Source organism: Nitrosospira briensis (assembly GCF_900115125.1).
GTDB lineage: Bacteria > Pseudomonadota > Gammaproteobacteria > Burkholderiales > Nitrosomonadaceae > Nitrosospira > Nitrosospira briensis_A.
In genome coordinates this window covers 172054-191898 of the sequence record NZ_FOVJ01000001.1, presented here as the reverse complement: position 1 = coordinate 191898, position 19845 = coordinate 172054, and the positions used below count along the sequence as shown (strand labels likewise).

General features: G+C 53.9%; 16 protein-coding genes. 10 read left to right on the top strand and 6 right to left on the bottom strand.

Annotated elements, in window-relative coordinates:
- The first annotated feature begins 1 nt into the window (after position 1).
- From BMZ14_RS00810 to BMZ14_RS00795, 4 genes are all read left to right on the top strand, one after another.
- Positions 2-802 carry an ABC transporter permease gene (locus BMZ14_RS00810; RefSeq protein ID WP_074793649.1) on the top strand — a complete coding sequence of 267 codons (801 nt, stop codon included), beginning with the start codon at positions 2-4 and terminating at the stop codon, positions 800-802.
- On the top strand, positions 799-1920 hold the full coding sequence (locus tag BMZ14_RS00805; protein WP_074793647.1) for an ABC transporter substrate-binding protein: 1122 nt from the start codon (positions 799-801) through the stop codon (positions 1918-1920). The genes BMZ14_RS00810 and BMZ14_RS00805 overlap by 4 nt, the downstream gene beginning before the upstream one ends.
- A 365-nt stretch (positions 1921-2285) precedes the next feature.
- On the top strand, positions 2286-2597 hold the full coding sequence (locus tag BMZ14_RS00800; RefSeq protein ID WP_074795390.1) for a (2Fe-2S) ferredoxin domain-containing protein: 312 nt from the start codon (positions 2286-2288) through the stop codon (positions 2595-2597).
- A 76-nt stretch (positions 2598-2673) separates the two neighbouring features.
- The gene (locus BMZ14_RS00795; RefSeq protein ID WP_256208282.1) at positions 2674-3324 is read left to right on the top strand and encodes an alpha/beta hydrolase; all 651 of its coding nucleotides are present in this window, start codon (positions 2674-2676) and stop codon (positions 3322-3324) included.
- An 83-nt stretch (positions 3325-3407) separates the two neighbouring features.
- Here the strand turns inward: BMZ14_RS00795 and BMZ14_RS00790 are convergent, their stop codons facing one another.
- The 4 genes from BMZ14_RS00790 to BMZ14_RS00775 form a co-directional block, all read right to left on the bottom strand.
- On the bottom strand, positions 3408-3923 hold the full coding sequence (locus BMZ14_RS00790) for a beta/gamma crystallin domain-containing protein (protein WP_074793645.1): 516 nt from the start codon (positions 3921-3923) through the stop codon (positions 3408-3410).
- Between the two features lie 245 nt (positions 3924-4168).
- A complete protein-coding gene (locus tag BMZ14_RS00785; RefSeq protein WP_256208278.1) occupies positions 4169-5488 on the bottom strand; it encodes a glucoamylase family protein in 1320 nt (439 codons plus the stop codon).
- Between the two features lie 62 nt (positions 5489-5550).
- A complete protein-coding gene (locus BMZ14_RS00780) occupies positions 5551-7002 on the bottom strand; it encodes a GH39 family glycosyl hydrolase (RefSeq protein WP_074793641.1) in 1452 nt (483 codons plus the stop codon).
- A gap of 150 nt (positions 7003-7152) precedes the next feature.
- Entirely contained in the window at positions 7153-7728 is a 576-nt protein-coding gene (locus BMZ14_RS00775) for a pentapeptide repeat-containing protein (RefSeq protein ID WP_218144951.1), read from the bottom strand.
- Between the two features lie 341 nt (positions 7729-8069).
- Here BMZ14_RS00775 and BMZ14_RS00770 point away from each other — a divergent pair, with 341 nt between their 5' ends.
- Complete coding sequence (locus BMZ14_RS00770) at positions 8070-8273, top strand: DUF2905 domain-containing protein (RefSeq protein ID WP_074793637.1); 204 nt, start codon at positions 8070-8072, stop codon at positions 8271-8273.
- 609 nt (positions 8274-8882) lie between these two features.
- Here BMZ14_RS00770 and BMZ14_RS00765 read toward each other — a convergent pair.
- Both BMZ14_RS00765 and BMZ14_RS00760 read right to left on the bottom strand, forming a co-directional pair.
- On the bottom strand, positions 8883-10160 hold the full coding sequence (locus BMZ14_RS00765) for a phospholipase D-like domain-containing protein (RefSeq protein ID WP_074793635.1): 1278 nt from the start codon (positions 10158-10160) through the stop codon (positions 8883-8885).
- 99 nt (positions 10161-10259) lie between these two features.
- Positions 10260-13343: a transglycosylase domain-containing protein gene (locus BMZ14_RS00760; protein WP_083396566.1), complete on the bottom strand. Its 3084-nt coding sequence runs from the start codon at positions 13341-13343 to the stop codon at positions 10260-10262.
- Positions 13344-13802: 459 nt separating this feature from the next.
- On the opposite strand from BMZ14_RS00760, the gene BMZ14_RS00755 reads away from it, so the two are divergent.
- The 5 genes from BMZ14_RS00755 (at position 13803) to BMZ14_RS00735 (ending at position 19762) form a co-directional block, all read left to right on the top strand.
- On the top strand, positions 13803-14615 hold the full coding sequence (locus tag BMZ14_RS00755; RefSeq protein ID WP_074793633.1) for a carotenoid biosynthesis protein: 813 nt from the start codon (positions 13803-13805) through the stop codon (positions 14613-14615).
- A 99-nt stretch (positions 14616-14714) separates the two neighbouring features.
- The gene (locus BMZ14_RS00750) at positions 14715-15023 is read left to right on the top strand and encodes a c-type cytochrome (protein WP_074793631.1); all 309 of its coding nucleotides are present in this window, start codon (positions 14715-14717) and stop codon (positions 15021-15023) included.
- A 175-nt stretch (positions 15024-15198) separates the two neighbouring features.
- Positions 15199-15687 (top strand): DUF1499 domain-containing protein, encoded by a 489-nt coding sequence (locus BMZ14_RS00745; protein ID WP_074793629.1) that lies wholly within the window; start codon positions 15199-15201, stop codon positions 15685-15687.
- A 97-nt stretch (positions 15688-15784) separates the two neighbouring features.
- A complete protein-coding gene (locus BMZ14_RS00740) occupies positions 15785-18199 on the top strand; it encodes a penicillin acylase family protein (RefSeq protein ID WP_074793627.1) in 2415 nt (804 codons plus the stop codon).
- A gap of 288 nt (positions 18200-18487) precedes the next feature.
- Entirely contained in the window at positions 18488-19762 is a 1275-nt protein-coding gene (locus BMZ14_RS00735; RefSeq protein WP_074793625.1) for a PQQ-dependent sugar dehydrogenase, read from the top strand.
- The last annotated feature ends 83 nt before the right edge of the window (positions 19763-19845 follow it).

Genomic DNA, 19845 nt, shown 5'->3' with positions numbered 1-19845 from the left:
CATGGGCCGCAGCAATATCTGGCTCTGGTCCCTGGCCGCCCTGATTTACGCCTTTCTGTACATTCCGCTCGCCATCGTGGTTCTGTATTCGTTCAATGACTCCCGGCTGAATGCAGAATGGGTAGGCTTTACGCTTTTCTGGTATAAGGCGCTGTTCAACAACACCGAAATGCTTACAGCCGCGCGCAACTCGCTGATCATCGCACTCAGCGCCAGCTTTAGCGCGACCCTGCTCGGAACAATGGCGGGCCTGGCAATACACCGGTACAAGCTCAAGGTATTGCCGGTACTGGTATTCACGCCCGTGGCAATGCCAGAAATCCTGCTGGGCGTATCGTTATTGTTATTTTTCCTGCAAGTCCTGAATTTGACGCTTGGTATGGTCTCCATCATCATCGCGCATACCACATTCTGTATCGGCTTCGTGGCGATTATCGTGCGCGCGCGGCTCGAGGGCATGGATGAGAACATCTTCGAAGCGGCTCGGGACCTTGGCGCGTCTCCATGGCAAACTTTTCGTCTTGTCACATTGCCGCTTATCATGCCCGCCGTGGTAGCAGGTGCCCTGATGTCGTTTACCTTGTCCATTGATGATTTTGTCATAACCTTCTTTACCAAGGGCGTAGGCGAACCGATTCTACCCATCCAGATCTATACGATGATAAAGGTTGCGGTAACACCGGAAGTGAACGCGATTTCCACATTATTGATGCTGCTCACGCTGATCATGATCACAATCGCGGCGCGGCTGGAAGCACGCGCTTCAGCCAGAACCATGTCGCCCGACAAAGCGGGAAAATGAAGCCTCAGCGCCGTTCCCCAATGCCGCTGGTGTCGCTCTTATTCCTGCTCGCATGGCTCGTACTGCTCTCCGCGGGTTGTGCCAAACGCGACCAGAACACGGCCCGCGCTACCGGAAACGTTCTGCATCTATTTAACTGGAATAATTACATTGCGCCGGAAACAGTGGATCGTTTCGAGGAGTTCTGCAATTGCGAACTTGCGCAGGATTATTATTCGGATAATGAGGAAATGCTGGCGAAGCTCGCGGCGGGGGCGGCGGGGTATGATCTCATCGTTCCCACCGGAAATGCGATGGACACCCTGATTCGACAGGGTGCGCTGAGGCCACTGGATAAATCACTTTTACCCAACCTCAGGAATATCAATCCGGCGTATCTCGACACTGCCTTCGATCCCGGCAATAAATATTCCGTACCTTATGCCTATACCCTTACCCTGCTCGGCTTCAATCAGGAGAAGATAAAGGAACTCGGCCTTCCCACCGACACCTGGGCAATCATTTTCGAGCCAAAATACCTCGAAAAAATCAAGGGACGAGTGACCGTGCTCGATAGTCAGCGCGAACTGATGGCGGCCGCGCTGAAATACCTCGGCTATTCGGTTAACGATGCCGACGAGAAACACTGGAAGGAGGCTGCGGACCTCATCGTCCGCGCCAAGCCCTACTGGGCAGCTTTCAGCAATACCAGTTATATCAAGGAACTGGCTGTAGGCAATCTGTGGCTGGCGCACGGTTATTCCAACGACATGTTTCAGGCGGCGCTCGATGCAAAACGGACCGGACGGCGGTTCAAGATCGGCTACTCGACACCAAAGGAAGGCGCGGTTCTGGCGCTCGACAGCATGGTGCTCCCCCAAAGCGGGAACCGTCCCGGCCTTGCCCATCAATTCATGAATTTCATGCTCGACGGAAAAAATTCCGCCGAACTCACCAACCTAATCGGTTCCGGCAATCCCAATACGGATGCAATGCAGTATATACGGCCGGAAATAGCAGACAACGAGGCGATATTCCCGGACACCGAAACGCTCTCCCGGCTTGAAATGTTGCATGACCTGGATCGCAGGCAGCGGCGGCGGCTAAGCCGTTTGTGGACAGAAATAAAATTGAGATAGGAGGAGGAACATTAAACCTGAATCCAGCAATTGGCGGCGTATTTTTCAGTTTAGCCTTTTGATACAAACGACTTTTTGCATCACTTGGCCTTCACCTCTTGGTGAGTTCGCTACGGAATGGCAGTTGCGGATGCGGTGATAAGCTTCGAAATTTCTGGCTGGCAGGCGCGGACCAAGGCACTCCACAACCATTCCGGTGTTATTTCCACCGTCCGATATACGTGACTTTGCATACCCCAACCTTTACTCTCTGGTGTGGGACGGTGAATAAGCGAAGGCCGCTTTAGTGTAAACTGATCAGTATGCCGCCCGCCACCGGCGTTGTTCGGTATAATTTTTATTCATCCCTTTCCTCGAAAACTTTCATGAGCTACTACCAAAGGCATGTATTTTTTTGCGTGAATCAGCGTGAAGCGGGAGCATTGTGCTGCAATAATTTTGGAGCCCAGGCCATACGTGATTACGCCAAAGAACGCATTAAATCGCTTAAACTCGATAGCAAGGGCAAGAGAATACGGATTAACAATGCCGGCTGCCTCGACCGTTGCAATGAAGGTCCTGTTATCGTGGTTTACCCGGAAGACGTCTGGTACACGTATGTGGACAAGGAAGATATCGACGAGATCATCGAGGAGCATCTGAAAAACGGACGCGTGGTAGAGCGACTGCGCATTTAAGGCCGCGTGGGCTCTGCGAATATACTATCCAATTACCTGGCTGAGCACATTGCCGAATCCGCATATTCCCCAAAAATTGTTCCTTGACGGCCCGGCTGGAAGGCTGGAAACGGTTCTGGCCGAGCCGGATTCAAGTTCCCCCCGCGGTGTTGCCGTCGTCGCGCACCCCCACCCCTTGTATGACGGAACCATGAATAACAAGGTTGTGTACACCCTATTCAAGGCTTTTCTTGAGCTGGGATTTATAACCGTCAAATTCAACTTTCGGGGCGTGGGGCAAAGCGGTGGCGCCCGTAACTCAGGTAGTGACACGGGTGAGGGGGAAACCGCGGACGTGCTTGCGGTAGTAGAAACCATCAGGAGCCGATTCACAACGCAAGCTGGTACGCCTATGCCATTGTTGCTGGCGGGCTTTTCCTTCGGCGGAGCAATCCAGGCGTACGCGGCGCAACGCCTCAAACCGCAAAAAGTCGTATTGGTCGCGCCGGCGGTTCAGCGATTGAACGCTCCCCATATCGTACAGCCGAGCGCTAAACATGACATTGAACATACGCCTGAGGTCCTGCTCATCCATGGCGACCAGGACGAAGTAGTGCCCTTGAACAGCGTCCTGGACTGGGCGGGACCCCAGGAGTTACCCGTCGTCGTGATCCCCAGGGCGGAACATTTTTTTCACCGCCGGCTGCATATTCTCAAACACGTCGTTCTGAATTCCTGCCGAGCCTGAAAACTGTAGAACAAGGGGAGGAAACGGCTTCCCAGCAGCGACCCTGTCTGGCTCGCGCCCAGCGAATCGCCTCGCGCAATATTTTATATGCAGCTGAGCATCATCGACCGGAAGTCGTCAAAAAATCCCATTTGCTTCGACATATCGGGAATGTTCGAGCCCGGATCGAGAAACTTGTTCTGATCCCGGAAGTCGCGATTGTCATAGATGGTGACATTCGTCTTGGGTCCGGTTTTAATGCTGCGAACCTTGTTTTCCCAATCCGCACCAAATGGACCTACCAGCCGGGGCAAATTGAGGGGGCCCGACAGCATCAGGCTGTCTCCTTCATAATCTTTCTTTTCATAAAACTTCACCCAGCACCCCTTGTTTTCGAGATCAGTTGAAACCTTCATGGGAACCAGCATCAATACCGGGACTTCGATAATTATCTTGCCGTCTTTGGTTCCAGACTGCGACTTCTTTTCTACCGGTTCCGGTTTTTTATTCATTACCGGTCTATCAGGCATCTCTTGCGCGTTTACAGCAGGAGCAGCGCAAATAACGAACACTACTGCGAGGGCGGTCAGGAAGTTTCGGGAGATCTTTGGATTATTCATATCATCCTCCTAAAAAACGGTGAAAGGACTCTCTCTGAGCCGGTTATTTAATGGCCATCCAAGCGAGATCCATTACAGTTTCATAAAGAAAACCGCAATTGGGTTATTACCACCTCAAGGCTATATGGAAGCTCGGTTTCACTCCGTTCGCTAGCATACATAATTTTAGAGGCGATAAAACCTGTTGCTTTGGAGCCGCACGCTGCGAAGACGCATACCGCAAGCCGGTCAGTGAAGATGCACGTTCAACCTTCCAGCCAGCCGCCATGAAATCCCGCACGGCGCAAGCCAGTCACAAGATAAGGGCATTGCCGCATCAGTGACCACGGCAATCCGGAGCGATAATTTTCGATCATCATAACGATGGGTCCCTGGTTCAAACCAAAGTGATAGGGCGATACCCATCCGAATTCGTGGTGCGGTTCCACCGGAAAGGTGGGGTTGAACGTAGCCTTATAGCCGTACTCCTGGGCTTCTCTCAAGTTCATGCGTTCGTAATTCTCGATGGTTGGGAGCACGATATCGGGTGCGAACGGGAGGGAAGCGACCACTGCCCACGGCGCCAATGTGCCATCATCCGGGCCGTAGGGCGCGCCGCGGCCGATGTAATCATAAAAAACTCGAAGGATGCCGTCCACCTGCCGGGTAACAGGCCCCGGCCCGTCGCTGGAAGTTATACCCCAGCAATACTCGTTGTAATGCTTGAACTCGAGCGGATTACGCGCCGCGTACCGTTGCTGGACGAGCGTCGCGCAGCGAGAATTTGCGAAGTAGTCGCTGCCGCGCGCACGCATGAATGAATCCTGAATTCCGCGAAAATCGATCCATGCATGCGACAACTGGTGAATGAATAATGGTCCCGCATAAAGAAACTCTATGTCATAGATCTTTTTCCACTTGTAGGTTGAGGTCCATGCCGCATAGCTTTCGTCCGATAATGGATGCGTGGGTGAGCCCAACCCCAGCAGATAGATGATCAGCGCCTCGTCATAGCCTGTCCACCGATAACGCAGAAAACCTTTTTCGGGCTTCCAGCCATGGCTTACCGCAGCCTCTCCGTTCTGCATCCATTGCCAATCAACGCGCCTGTAAAGTTCATCGGCGAGCCTGCGGATTTCCGCTTCCTCCTCCGTGTCGTGCTTGTAGTAAGCCAGTGCAATGAGCATGCCGGCAATCAGGAAGGCCGTATCGACGCTGGAGAGTTCGCAATTCCAGACGCGTCTTCCCGTGTTCATGTCCAGGAAATGATAATAAAACCCCTTGTACCCGGTAGCATCGCGCTCGGGGCCATGGGGCGCGCTAGCGAAAAACTTCAAAACCGTGAGCGTACGCTTCACGGCCTCTTCCCGCGTCATGAATCCGCGTTCAACTCCAACCGGATAAGCCGCAAGCGCGAGGCCCACTGCGGCAATACTTGCGGGCCAGTCAGGGTGCGACTTGTCAAGGACAAGTCCATTTGCGGGATTGGTTTTGTGGACGAAATATGCAAACGAGTCCTGCTGCAGATTCAAAAGCATCTCGTCTTGTCTGGATTGTCTGGAGGCCATGGGCTCAGATATGTGCATGATCGGTTTTATCCGATGGAACCGAATTCATCCGGCTTCCCGCGCCCCTGGTCCTGAACTCTTCAATTTTTGCTGCCGGGCGCACACTCGATTTTCATGGCCGCAACCGATTGCGGCGGCATGGAGATTTCGAAATCCAGGCGGTTTTCCAGGATGCGCAACGGATACGGCTCAGAATTCAGCACCGAGGCGGAATGCAGTGTTTCTACGTCACGCAGGTTCAGGTATTCAGGCTCGCCCATTTCCTGCCAGGCACGCTTCGGATTTACATTGTCTTCATCGATGCGTATCAGGCGCGAAGATAGCGGCCGCGGCGCACCGGTCAGCTGCACGTGGACCGAAACCGTGCAGATTTCATGACGCGGCATGGCATAATTGGTGATAAACACGGTAATGACGTTATCTCCCCCGCTGACCCATACGCTGACCGTTTCATGGGAGCCTTCCACCTGATGGAGTTTATCTCCCAAATCATGCAACAGCTGAAACGCTCTATAGATTGGCTTGGGAATGCCGTGCAGGTTCAGGAGTCCGAAGCCGCCGTGAAAAGGCACGCTGGGAAAATAATTCTCCTCGAAGATATCAGTAAAAGTCCAGAAGCTGTAGCCGTCGACAAACGGGTCAACCGAGAGTGCGATATTCGCGGCAAACGCCGCGGCGAAGGACTCATCGTGCAACGGATCCCGCGGATTTGAACTTACATTCCATTCGGTGTAATAGAGCGGCAGATCGCCAGCTTGTACGCGCGCGGTCTGTGCCTTTTCTTTCATTACATCCCGTGGCGCATGTTCGAGCTGGGTAAGTGTGTCGGCACCAATTTGGCCAAAGGCGTCCGTGGGATAATAATGCGTGCTGACAAAATCAACCGGGAGCTTGTGTTGCGCGCAATAATCCAGAAACTCCGGTATCCATGCGCTTTGCGCGCTTGATGGGCCGCCCACCTTCAATGCAGAATCTATATTTTTTATGGCTTCGGCCGTAGCACGATAAAGCTCGTGGTAACCTTTTTTACCCCCTGTCCAGAACGCTGTCAGGTTGGGTTCGTTCCATACCTCCAGGCACCACTTGCCAACCTCATCGGACCTATAGCGATCGATCCAGTGACGCACCAGTCTCTCAATAAGCTTTCCCCATTGCCGGTAATCTTTAGGCGGAGTGATGTTGGCCCGATATTGAAACACCGTAGCGGCGCCTGAAGACAACATGGATGGCATAAAGGAAAGCTCGACGAATGGCTTCATGCCGATAGACAACAGATAGTCGTAGATTTGATCAGTATTGAAAAAAGAGTAGAGAGGCTTCCCGGCGTGGTGGATCAACGTACCCATATCGTCATCGAGCAGGCCGTGAAAGCGTACGTGACGAAATCCGAGTTCAGTATGAGCCCGCATCAACTGGGCTTGCCAGTCAGCGCGCAGTGCAAGCGCGGCGCGCCCACTACCTACGGTATGTTCCCACGAATGTTTAAGCGGAACCGGGGTTGAAGCAAGGTTGCTTTTGAACTCAATAGCCATAACAGTTCTTCACAGAATGTTATTTTGTCCTTCCGCTAAAGGCTCACTGGGGCGGGCAGGCCGGATACTGATCAGCCGGACATTTTTCTACCAATAACCCCTCACGGGCTTCATGTTCTCAGATCCCGCGAATCCCAATAACAACGGTACTTAATCGCTTTTCCCGGGGCAGCCCTTGCAGACGCCTATCACTTGCGAGAAATCGACGCCATCGAGGGTTGCACCACTGAAATCGGCGCCCTCTACCGTTGCGTTGTCCAGCATTGCGCCAGTCAGGTCAGCCCCGCGAAAATCCGCCCCCGTCATCACCGTTCCCGATAAATCCGCGCGTTGAAGCTGGGCATCGCGGAATTGTGCCCCCATGAGATGCGCGCCGCTTAATTTGGCACCTTTAAGCTGCGCACCGGTGAGATTGGCTTCCGCCATGTCGGCACTTTTAAGATTCGCGTTATTGAGGCGGGCTTGATTGAGCTTCGCTTTGATCATTTGGGCGCGCTTCAAATCCGCATTATCCAGCATCGCCCCACTAAGATTGGCGGCGGTTAGATCAACCATATCCATATTGGCGTTCAACAAGTCTGCTCCTTGCAAGTCGGCGCCACTTAAATTCGACAAACGAAAGCCGGATCGAGCAAGATCGGCCCCGCGCAAATCGGCTCCGCGAAGATCCAGCTCTACGCAGAGCGTGCCCGGTCTGATAGAGCAACCATTTATCTCTTTGGCCATTGCGGAGTTTGCGGTCAAAAAGGCGACTAATAGAATCAGGAGATGGGTCATTTTTTCCTCAACCATGGCGGATTTCAAAGTCTGATCCTATCCAAGGTTGTATCGTAATTCCGTGTGTTAGCACACTTAAGAACGGCAATTGCCCTGGAAGAGGCACGAAAACCGCCAACAATGACGAGATCGGCTTCATCTCATGAACTATTGAATACGTTGGCTGAACAGCAAAATTGATATTTCCCCGAAAAAACGTTTAAACTAACCTTCAGGTCTTCCTCCAGTTACTCCCAAGCGGGGCGACACTCAGGATCGACGCGACGCTCGCAAAGAAAGCCCCATGCCCTATGCAACGTCTACTCATCATTGCCGGGATCCTGCTTCTGCTTGTGGGCATTGCGTGGCCTTGGCTGTCGAAATTGCCCCTCGGAAGACTGCCGGGAGACATCATCATCGAGCGGGAGAATTTCAAGCTCTACTTTCCCCTGACTACCGGCCTGCTGGTATCCTTGTTGCTGTCGCTGCTGCTTTGGTGGTGGTCGCGGAAATGATTTCCGGCTTTGAAGAGGATACGTAATTGGACCTGTATGAGTCTATGGTGTTTTGGTTCGTCAAGGAGTTTGTCAAGGCGGTCCTGGGCCTTGGCCTGATTCTGGCTATTATTGTTTTCCTGCGATGGATCAACAGCGACGACTGAACAGTTTGCGCCGCTCCCGTTTGCTTTCCCTAACGTGTAACACCAAGGAAGACGATATAAACCGCCCGTGCGGCGGAACAACGGGGTATAACTGCAGTGGCGGCATGATTTGCGTAGACGACGCTTCGGACAACTGCGAGCCCACCAAAGATGGCGCTAAATGCAAGGGGATATGCGTCCGGGGTCCACAATGATGGCTCCCATTGTTCGCACTGCATGATGGTACCGGCAGGGCAGAAGGGATGAATCTGCTGTGATTGGTCCCTTTTGCTTCCTGGCACAGTAACCGGTCTTCAACCCAACAGCAGCCTGTCGGACTTGAAGAATCGAGGCGGAAAAGTGATTGGGTGAGAGATTTTCAGGATTTTGAAGGTCAGTAGTTATTCACATTGGGCGAAAAAACGAGGAAATATGGACCAGCCAAACACTCTTGCAGCGGATTTCCTTTAAGTCCTACAGACTGCTAGAGCTGTGACTGAATTATTTCCAAGGCATACTCCCGGGCTTTTTCCTTCCACGGGCGATTTTCCCACTCCCGCAACGTTATCTGTCGGGCACGTGCCAGATCCGCTTTGAAATCCGTTAATTGGCGCTCGGCAAACTGCTGGTTGCAGACGTTCAGGTTAGACTCATCATTCAGTTTGAAGGATCTGTTGTCGAGGTTGGTTGAACCGACTGATACCCAGAGTTCATCAACGATCAGCACCTTGCAATGAAACATGGTGGGCTGGAATTCAAAAATTTCGGCGCCAGCCTCGAGCAGCGGGCCCCAGGTTCCGCGCGAGGCGCTGCGTACCAGAGTTTTATCGATATAACGACCGGGCAGGATTATCTGTATGGTCACGCCGCGCGCCAATGCAGCAACCATTGCCTCTCGCGCCAGCTCATCCGGAATGAAATACGCCATGGAAAGATGAATGCTTTTTTTCGCCGCCGCGATAGAAAGGAGATACATGAGATGCATGCTGTCCGCGCCGCCTTCTCTCGAGCTTTTAAATACTTGCGCGAAGTGGGGTCCATTCTCCTTCAGTTCCGGAAAGTACTCTCCGCTGTGTAACACGTCGCCCGTCAACTTCGTCCAGTTATCGGTAAATGCAGCTTGTAATTGCGCGACCACAGGTCCTTCAATGCGATAGTGAGTATCACGCCAGTTATCCGGTCCTTGTGCATCACCGTTCCACTCATCCGCAATCCCAACCCCGCCCGTGAACCCTATCTTTCCGTCCACCACGAGGATTTTACGGTGGGTTCGATTGTTCAGTCTTCTCCAGGTGTGCCATTTCAGCGGGTGATATTTTTCGATCTCGACGCCCGCATCCCGCATTTTCTGGATGGACGACTCTTCCATCTTCTGGCTGCCTACCCAATCGAGGAGAACATGAATCCTGACCCCCTGCCGTGCCTTTTCCGACAGCGTATCCACGAACTCCCTGCCAATATTCCCTGACCAGTAGATGTAAGTCTCGAACGTAATCGTTTTTTCCGCCGCGCGAACCGCGTTCAGCATAGCGGGGAAAATCTGATTCCCATTAAGCAAGGTCTCAACCCGATTTCCCGCAACCAATGCCGGGCCCAGGAGAACACCCATGGAGCGTAAAAACTGCGGGTCGGATATAGCGTAAAGATGAGCGACGCGTTGCGTGATTTCTTTCTCGCTTCGACCAAAGATTACAAAAACCAGCCCGAATATCACGACGGCCGCAAAGCACGCGAGAAAAACGCCCCAAAGTGGGATGCTCATTTGGCCTAACCCGGTTTCCGCATAATATTATTATGTTCTATTCCGAGGAATTACAAAACGCGAAAGTGGACCTCCTTGACTCGTCCTGCACCGGCCGGATCATCCTGGATTCATCTCCCGATTTTCGATTTCTTCACGCAGATCGCTTTTAACCGCGCGTATTCCCGGCATTTGCTCCGGCAGAGGCTGGGCCTTGTCGACAAGCGGCTTCAGGACGGGCAAGAGATGCTTCATGACCTGAGTGGAGAGCGCAGAGGTAAACGTATATTTGGCCGCGTCCGCGCCCGGCACGAACGCAGTCATCGTGCCGAAAAAACGGTCGCCTATAAAGAATACAAAAGTGGCGGAACGGTTTACAACTCTTGATTCCTTGATAACGCCCGGCGAGGAAAACGTAACATGACGATGATCTCCCGTTCCCGTCTTGCCGCCGATCAAGATTTCGCCGCTATCTTCTTCCACCATGGCTCGTGCAAGCCGCGAAGCCGTACCGGTCTCCACCACGTCTGTCAGTACGCTGCGCACTGCTGAGGCCAGTTCTGGAGAAAATATTCTCTCGCCCTGAACGGGCGCTCGTTCCACTATTGCCTCAAAAGGAGTATCGGCCGCAAAGTGCAGGCGTTCAATCAGCATGGAAGGCATCCGGACTCCATTATTGAGGATGACGCCCATCAAGTCGGCAAGCGCGGCTGGATGATCAGCCGAGCTGCCAATGGCCGTGGCGAGCGACGGAACCAGCGAATCGAAAGGATAGCCGAGGCGCTTCCAGTTTCGATGGATTTCCAGGAATGCCTCAAGCTCCAGTAGACCCCGGATTCTAACGTCCTGCGAGTTCTTGTTCACCGTCTTGAATAGCCAGTGGTAGACGGAGATGCGCTCGTCCTTGCTGGCCTCGATCACATCCTTGTGCTGCGCAAGCGGGTGCGCGGTCAGGTAGCGCACCAGCCACAATTCCAAAGGGTGGACAGTTACGATATAGCCCTGGTCGGCCAGCGAATACTTGCCGGGGGCATAGCTCTCGTATAAATCCTCAAGCTTTGCCGGGGTGACGCCTTTAAAACCCGGCAGATGCGGCGCCATGAGCTTCCTGAATTCTGCCAGCGTGGCTTCAGGGTAAATATAGCGGTAAGCGGCCGCCAAACGGCGGGGCGTGTGCCGGAAGCTGGAAAAAAACGCGTCGCCAACCTCGCCTGGTCTCGTCGTTTTGCTCTTGTACTTTAGATAAAACCGATTGATGAATTCCCGGCCTTCCTTGTCGGCAAAGCGCCTGAGATATTCGGCCCGGCCAGAATTCCCGACATCCTTGAGTATTCTGGCGGAGGAACCCGTGACCTGGAACATGTAATGGCGCACAATGTCCCGCATCAAGCGGATGTACACAAGATTGACCGAATTCCTTGTCGCTTCACGCACGCTTAGAATCTTGCGATCATCTTGACGTACAAAATTATGAAAAACATGGACGCCCCCCCCTGTAAAAAACTTTTCTTCAGGATTGGCCGAATATTTGCGCTCCAGCGCCGCGTTCAGCATGGATGCCAGGCTCTTGTCCGTGCTTTGCAAAAGATAGGCTATCGCCCAGCGGCCAAGAAAATCGCCAGGGTCCACTTCCTGTCTGCGTAGCGTCTTCAGGTCCAGCTCCGCGTATTTTTCATGCAGTGCCTCGACAATTTCAAGGTAGGTCACCAGGGTGCGTAATTTTGCGGTGGAACCCAGATCCAGCTTGGTACCCTTGTTGATGTCCAGGGGCTGATCGAAGTTGTCGGCCAGTATCCGGAATTTGGACCCTTCCGGCGTCAGTTCGGAAAGCGTGAAGCTGTAGATAATTTTTGCCGGATCTTCCGTACCCAGCAGGCGGTGTCCGTAAAGGCCGACGGCCCGCGCATACTCCGCATCCTTGAGACGCCTCAGTATATCGGTCGTTTTTTTCTGTAGCGCTACGTCGAGCGTGCTTTGCACAGATAAGTCCAGACGATCCAGGTCATACATGCGCCGTAACCCGAGCTGGGAGGCAAGACGCATGCGAACAGCATTTACAGCCTTTTGCTCGGAAAAATTCCTGGTTTCTTCCGGCGCGGGTGTATCGCGGAAACGGAGCGGCAGTTTGAGCGCCTCGTCCTTGAGACGCACGGGAATGACACCAGCCTGAGCCAGAACCCGCAAATGGCTGTCAGTAAGCTCGACAAGGTCCTCACGTCCGGCAAGCAGATAGTACGAAGGCCTGCGTTGGGCAATCATGAGGCTCAGCACGTGCTTGTAAAGAAATGCCGTTTCGATAAGGGCGTCCCCCTGCACGAACCGGGAATTCAGGATGTGATTGATTTCGTCGAAATCCAGACCGTACCATGCCCAGAGCCCGTCTCCTATCCCGTTCGTTTCTCCAAAGCCTGGAGCTGCCGAAAGCGGGACGGTATTAAGGTAATCCACTACAATTTGCTTCCGGGCTGGCAGCGTGTTTTCGCCATGCAGATACACGCGTACGGAGGCCGACGCGATCTGCTGGAGCTTATCTGCCGCGGTCATCGTCATTCCATTGGGAGAATGCCGGTATTTTTCGATCTGGGTTGCGAGTGTGCTGCCTCCCGACACATCATGCTCGGGGCGGAAAAATTGAATTATCTTATCCAGCACCGCCTTGCCCAGCCGGTTCCAATCGATAGCCGGGTTTTTCTTTGGATGAGCTAAATCCAGCAGCTCGCGGTTCTCGATAAATAGCAGGCTGTCCGTCACCACAGACGGAACCGATTCGAAATTTTCGTAGACGCGAGCCGGAAACATGGCCCGATATAATGGCTGGCCGTCAGCCGCAGTTATTTCCAGACCCGCTCGGGATTTCTCCCGGTAGGGAATAAACAGGCCCTGGCCAACGAGCTCCTTCATGCGTGGGGAAACCCGCGCCTGAGCATGTACCTGGAAACCTTGTTTCGCCAGATGCTGCAACATTATCGGCAGCCGGCTATAGCCCAGGCGAACATCATATGGCCCCGCTTGCGAAAGATGGAGATCATCGTTCGGGCCGCTTTTCATCTCCCAACGCAGGTCATCGGCCAATTTCGACAATTGCCGCGCCTGATGCGTGGAATTCTGGACTTCCAGGTAAAAAACGAAGGCTGCGATAGCAAGCGCAGCAAGAAGCAGGACCAGAACAGCGAAGACAATAAACTTGAGCGCGCGCCTCACCATGGAATCATCAGGAATAAAAATGCGACACTACAACTTTAATGATGACAGGCAAGCAGCAAAATGCGGCGTATTTACGGATTTGATCGGGAGTTTGAGCTCTGATATACCACTTATTCTTAATAAACATCGGCCTACCGGTTTATAATGACGTTGGTAAATCCTGTTTATTGTGCCAGATATGCTTGTTGATACAGGAACCCTGCTTTTTCCGCCTTCGGTCGCACATCAGATTCTGCCCGGCATAGGTAAGTTCAATGACACTGAATCCGCAGGATATAATCGCCGGCCTCCCCAGCAGCAGAAGAGCTTGAAAAGAGCTTGAGCGTTACCGACATCGGATATCGGTATGAGCGGATATTAAATTAATAGCAAATGCGCTGTTTGAGCCGCCGATTAAACGGTGCATGCCGAAGCTCAGCAACCTAATTTACCCAACAGCCGGAGCATCTGAATAATCCGATGGAATTCCTTGACCTCCTGCTAAAGACGGTTGTCCTTCGTCCCTACGTATTCGTATTCCTCGCCGTATTCCTGTTCCTGGCAGGCAGGCTGATCGGTTGGCGCAGAACCGGCTATTTCATGGGGATCACGTTCATTGTGGCATTTCTGTGCGAATTCTCATCCACCCATACGGGGATTCCGTTCGGCTGGTATCACTATACCGGTTCAACAGTCGGGGAGGAATTGTATATGTTGAATGTCCCGTTTATGGATTCTCTCTCGTTTCCCTTTCTTCTCTATGCAAGCTATTGCATGGCCCTGGCTTTTCTCCTGCCCGCCGAGAGCATGGAGAACCGAAGCCCCAGGATCAATCTTATCCGAATGGGGTTTCCGCTTACGGCAAGAACCGGCTGGCCCGTAATGCTGCTGACGATACTTTTTTTCACATACCTCGACATTGTTATTGATCCGGTCACGCTACGCGGCGAACGATGGTTCCTCGGGCGGATATATTATTATCCCGATCCCGGCACACACTTTGGCGTGCCGATTGCAAATTACATTGGCTGGGCTGTGGTGGCCTTCCTTTCGCTTGGGGCCTATCTTCCCCTCGATCGCAAGTTTCTTCAGACGGGCCTCTCCCCTGCCCCGCTCGTAACCCGACGCGTACTCCTGGGCTGCGGTCTTTATTATGGAGTATTGATCTTCAATCTCGCCATCACTTTCTGGATTGGTGAATCTCTGATGGGTATTACCGGCCTGTTCATTTATCTCCCCATCACCGTGCTGCTTGGCCTTCGGCTGCTCGGCCGCCTGCCGGCACAGGCTTAAGTGATAACATATACCGCTACCATCAGATAGAAAGATATAATGCCGACCCTTGACACGTTAAAATGATGAAATCCTATCTTGTAAAACTGGAGTAGAAAAATGAAGAAAATGACCGTGGTGTTGACAATTTCCGCATTGGTCAGCCTGGCGGGCTGCTCGAAGACCGATAACTACACGCCAGCCGAGGATGCCACCGGGGAAGATATCTTTTATGCAAGCTGTACAAAATGCCATAAACCCGAATCCGGCAACACCGTGATGACCATAGACGCCAAAATGGCGAACAAGGATGCCATCATCCAGAAAGTGCAGAAGGGAAGCATGGGGATGACTGCATTCCCGAATATTAAAGGTGAGCCAGCGCAACGCCTAGCGGAATTCGTTCTGGCCAACAGCAAAACCAAGTAGTATCAGCATTCTGGCCTTACAGCATTACCGGTAGAGTGTGTTCGCATGCTCCACTGAGGGACGATGCGGAATAAGTGGGCCAGATTGGCGGTGGATCATCATGATGACGCCGCCACTGCCCATGAGTACGCAGGCCCGGCAGCCTCCATCGCACTTCTTGTCGAGGGGAATTGAAATGGCCATCATGAAGTGGGCGCTTATCGTCGTTGCCCTTGTTGTTATCACCGGACTGCTTGCCGGCCAACTCGGACTGCTCAAGGGCACTCCCCCTACCGATCTAGGCATCCACGACGGAAAGCTCAAGCCGCCCTCGAAGACCTCTAACAGCGTGTCCAGCCAGGCCTCGCTATATCCGGACCATCCCCAGCGCGCTTACGCAGATATTGCGCCGCTGCCGCTGAAAGGCGATGCAGCCGCAACGCTGGATCGCATTGCCGGCATTATCGAGGGTATGAGTGGCGCGGAAATAGTCAAAAGGGAACCAGGGTATCTTTATGTGCAGTTCACCACACGGCTCATGAAATACGTGGATGACGCCGAGTTCTGGTTTGATCCGGATAGCAAAGTCATCCAGGTTCGTTCAGCATCACGTCTCGGGAAATCGGATCTGGGCGTGAACCGCGAACGCATCGAGTTCATTCGGCAAAAACTGGACTCTGTTTGAGCTGTTCAGCGGCCTTGATGGGTGTCTGACCATAAATGGCAGCATGATCCATTAGTACACATCTGTCACACGTGTCTTGAGTCCTGATTTTCCACGCATGACTTCCGCGCTCCGCCCCGTCTACCGATTTCTGCTTGCATTTCTTGTGATAGCGTTGCTGCTGACGGGCACGGGGTGGCTTGTGCTGCGCGGCAGTCTGCCGCGATATGAGGGTACAGTGGAGGTAAGCGGCCTGACTGCGCCGGTGATCGTCGAACGGGATGCGCTGGGCAGTGCGACACTTCGAGCGAGGGATCACCACGATCTGGTCTGGGCCCTCGGCTATGTTCACGCGCAGGAACGCTTCTTCGAGATGGACCTGATGCGGCGAAAAGCAGCCGGTGAACTGGCCGAATTGTTTGGATCAGCCGCCTTGCCAGTCGACCGGAAAGCGCGGAAACACCGCATGCGCGCACGTGCATCGGCAATGCTGGAAGAACTGCCGGCCGGACAGAAGCAGTTGCTCGACATATATCGCGACGGGGTAAATCACGGCCTGGACGCGCTTGCGACGAATCCCTTCCCATATCTATTGACGCGCACCAACCCTGTCGCATGGCGCAGCGAGGATAGCATTCTGGTCGTTCAGGCAATGTATTTTACCTTGAATGATACAGACGATCCTCGCGAACCTGCCTTCTCCATGATGCGATCGGCCCTGCCGGAATCCGCCTACCGGTTTCTAACCGCCAGTGGCGGCGCCTGGGATGCACCGCTCACCGGCACAGCTTTGCCCTGGCCGGAGCCTCCATCCGCTGACGAACTTGACCTGCGCAAGCTCGACCCCGGCCTCATGCCGAGTACCGATGAGTATAGTGCGGATGAAGCCACAGACGACTTGCCGGGCAGTAATAGCTTTGCGGTAGCCGGCCCGCTGGCATTGGCCGGAGGTGCTGCACTGGTTGCTAATGACATGCATCTGAAGCTGCGCGTACCAAATATCTGGTTCCGCACGCGCTTGATCTATCCGAATTCACGCCGCCCCGAACTGATGAATGATGTCACCGGCGTCAGCCTTCCTGGTACACCGGCTATCGCCGTCGGCTCCAACCGCAATATTGCCTGGAGCTTTACAAACAGTTATGGCGATTTTATCGACTGGGTGCGCATCGCGCCACATCCCGCCGATGCCTTGCGCTACCGCAGCGCAACCGGGTGGAAACCCATTATCGTCCACCGTGAAGTATTGCGTGCGCGCGACGCACCTGATGAAATACTGGATGTTTACGAGACCGAGTGGGGGCCGATCCTGGCAACAGATCATGATGGCGTGCCGCTCGCGCTTGCATGGACCGCCCACCGCCCCGGAGCGGTAAATATGGAGCTCGCACAGCTTGAGCAAGCTGAAAACGTAGACGAAGCAATTGCAATTGCACAGAATGCAGGGATTCCGGCGCAAAACTTTGTCGTTGGGGACCGGATGGGTAAAATTGCCTGGACGATCGCCGGCCGGATTCCGGCGCGAACGGGCGGTTATGATCCCGCGCTCCCTGCGGACTGGAGTTTGCCGGAGACAGGATGGAATGGCTGGCTACCGCCCGCGCAGTATCCACTGATCGTTGATCCATCACGGCAGCGCCTGTGGACCGCGAATGCGCGCACCGTTGATGGCGCCATGCTCGACCAGCTCGGCGATGGCGGATATGATCTCGGTGCCCGCGCAAAGCAGATCCGCGACAGCTTGCACGAAGGCCAGCACTTCTCCCCCGTCAATATGCTGGAAATTCAGCTCGATGACCGCGCATTGTTCCTCACGCGCTGGAAACAGTTACTCGAACTGACATTGAGCCGTGCGGAAGCAGCGCCCTGGAGAGCCGAGATGCAGCGGATGCTTGAAAATGGCGATGGACATGCGTCCCCGCCATCGGTTGCTTACCGTATGGTGCGCGCCTTCCGCCAGGAGGTCCTCCACAAGGTACTCGACGGTTTTGAAGTAGCGGTCCGGACCGACCATCCAGACTTTGTGCTGCCAACGCTGAGTCAGGCGGAACATGCCGTCTGGGCATTGATCGAACGCCGTCCTCCACATCTGTTGCTGCCGATTTATACCGACTGGGAAGATTTGCTCGATAGGTCCGTGCAACACGTCGCTGAGCGCATGCAAGGTCAGCCCGGCGGTATCGCCGCGCGCACCTGGGGTGAGCGCAATACGGTTCGCATCCGTCACCCGCTCAGCCAGGCTTTGCCGGCGTTTACCTCACGGTGGCTCGACATGCCCAAGGACGAATTGCCGGGCGATAGCAAAATGCCCCGCGTGCAGTCGCCGGATTTTGGGGCCTCGAATCGTTTCGCTGTTGCACCCGGCAGCGAAGAGCATGGCTATTTCGCAATGCCCGGCGGGCAGAGCGGACATCCGCTCTCGCCCTATTACGGCAGCGGGCACGCCGATTGGGTTAATGGCAAGCAGACGCCGTTCCTTCCCGGCCCACCCGAACAGACCTTGCATCTGCGTCCGCTCACTAAAACCCCGTAATTATTTCCCTCCGGAAAGATCCGGTTTCTTTTTTATCCTACCGGGAAGGCTCAACCCCGGCTCGGTGGCCTGACGTCCTTTTTCTTAATGCGTATAAACGTAAATGGGCAAGCTCAGCTCACCCGCCTGCTTCCTGCTTGCTGCAAATGCTACTCGGCTACTTTCCGGATGCGTGGCGTAGCTCCATTTCCGGTTTGACAATCCCCTTTGCCTTACCTATATAAAAGAACGGTTCCGCCGTTATTTCACATTGAACTCCGTATCTCAACCTGGTTTTGAGGAGTTATCATGATCAAATCTTTTTCCGCCCTGCTTTCCGTCGCTTTTGCCGCTACCGTCTGTACGCAACCGGCACTTGCGCAGTTGCAAACCCAAATCGTCGCCACGGGTCTTGACCGGCCCTTGTTCTTCACCTCGCCCCCCGAAGATTCGCGGCTTTTCATTGTCGAGCAGGGCGGACTGATCAAAGTGCTTCAAAACGGAACGGTGTTGCCAACCCCGTTTCTCGATCTGTCCGGCTCGGTCAATACCGAGGGCGAGCGCGGCCTGCTCGGCATGGCGTTTGATCCCGATTTTGCGAGCAACCGCCGCTTTTATGTCGATTACATCGACAGGACAACGCTTGATACAGTGGTCGCCACTTATCAGGTAGGCACGGCCCAATCAAACATAGCAGATGCCGCAAGCCGGCAAACCGTGCTTACTGTCCAGCAACCCGAGTTCAACAACCATAAGGCTGGCTGGATAGGCTTTCGTCCCGGCGAGTCCAGTAATCTTTACATCGCCACCGGGGACGGGGGCTTCCGTAATGATCCCGAAAATCGTGCCCAAAACCTTTCCGGGAATCTAGGGAAAATTCTGCGGGTGGATGTATCCGCCGATCAGTCTCCTGGAGACCCCGCTCAGTATGGCTATACGATACCGGCGGGCAACATCGCGGGTAACAATCCGGACGTCGCGGGAATCAACCCTGAAATTTATGCTTATGGACTGCGCAATCCTTTCCGCAATAGTTTCGACCGGGAAACGGGCACTTTCTATATCGGCGATGTCGGGCAGAACAATCGCGAAGAAATCGATATTGGAGTTGCTGGCGCGAATTACGGGTGGCGCAAGTTCGAGGGTACGCGATTGAATTTTCCTGACGATCCGGAGATCGCGAATCACACGCCGCCAATCTTCGAATATAACCATACCGACGCAGGTGCCTCAGTCATTGGGGGCTATGTTTACCATGGATCAGCGATCGATGGATTGGAAGGTACTTATTTCTTCGCCGATTTCGTCAACGACAAGGTGATGTCCTTCCTGCCTGCCGACCCGAATGGGACACTCATGGACCGCACCGCCGAACTCCTGTCCCCATCCGGCATTACAGGCGGTATTACCTCGTTTGGCGAGGATGCTGCCGGCAACCTGTACCTGGTAAGCATCAACGGACAAGTGGGGATGATCGCGGCCATACCAGAACCGGCGAGCTACGCCATGATGCTCGCGGGAATGGCGCTGCTTGGGCTATGGGTCGGGCGAAGGGAAAAAGCAGCCGTGCCGATTCGCACCTAGAATTTCGCAGCACGAGTAATTCCGGCAGGGCGAAGATTGCCCGGCTGAGCTGCGGAGTTTGCCGAGCTGGCACAGTGGACCTT

Coding starts and splice junctions, on each gene's coding strand:
- BMZ14_RS00810 (WP_074793649.1), top strand. CDS start 2: ATGGGCCGCAGCAATATCTGGCTCTGGTCCCTGGCCGCCCTGATTTAC.
- BMZ14_RS00805 (WP_074793647.1), top strand. CDS start 799: ATGAAGCCTCAGCGCCGTTCCCCAATGCCGCTGGTGTCGCTCTTATTC.
- BMZ14_RS00800 (WP_074795390.1), top strand. CDS start 2,286: ATGAGCTACTACCAAAGGCATGTATTTTTTTGCGTGAATCAGCGTGAA.
- BMZ14_RS00790 (WP_074793645.1), bottom strand. CDS start 3,923: ATGAATAATCCAAAGATCTCCCGAAACTTCCTGACCGCCCTCGCAGTA.
- BMZ14_RS00785 (WP_256208278.1), bottom strand. CDS start 5,488: ATGCACATATCTGAGCCCATGGCCTCCAGACAATCCAGACAAGACGAG.
- BMZ14_RS00780 (WP_074793641.1), bottom strand. CDS start 7,002: ATGGCTATTGAGTTCAAAAGCAACCTTGCTTCAACCCCGGTTCCGCTT.
- BMZ14_RS00775 (WP_218144951.1), bottom strand. CDS start 7,728: ATGGCCAAAGAGATAAATGGTTGCTCTATCAGACCGGGCACGCTCTGC.
- BMZ14_RS00770 (WP_074793637.1), top strand. CDS start 8,070: ATGCAACGTCTACTCATCATTGCCGGGATCCTGCTTCTGCTTGTGGGC.
- BMZ14_RS00765 (WP_074793635.1), bottom strand. CDS start 10,160: ATGAGCATCCCACTTTGGGGCGTTTTTCTCGCGTGCTTTGCGGCCGTC.
- BMZ14_RS00760 (WP_083396566.1), bottom strand. CDS start 13,343: ATGGTGAGGCGCGCGCTCAAGTTTATTGTCTTCGCTGTTCTGGTCCTG.
- BMZ14_RS00755 (WP_074793633.1), top strand. CDS start 13,803: ATGGAATTCCTTGACCTCCTGCTAAAGACGGTTGTCCTTCGTCCCTAC.
- BMZ14_RS00750 (WP_074793631.1), top strand. CDS start 14,715: ATGAAGAAAATGACCGTGGTGTTGACAATTTCCGCATTGGTCAGCCTG.
- BMZ14_RS00745 (WP_074793629.1), top strand. CDS start 15,199: ATGGCCATCATGAAGTGGGCGCTTATCGTCGTTGCCCTTGTTGTTATC.
- BMZ14_RS00740 (WP_074793627.1), top strand. CDS start 15,785: ATGACTTCCGCGCTCCGCCCCGTCTACCGATTTCTGCTTGCATTTCTT.
- BMZ14_RS00735 (WP_074793625.1), top strand. CDS start 18,488: ATGATCAAATCTTTTTCCGCCCTGCTTTCCGTCGCTTTTGCCGCTACC.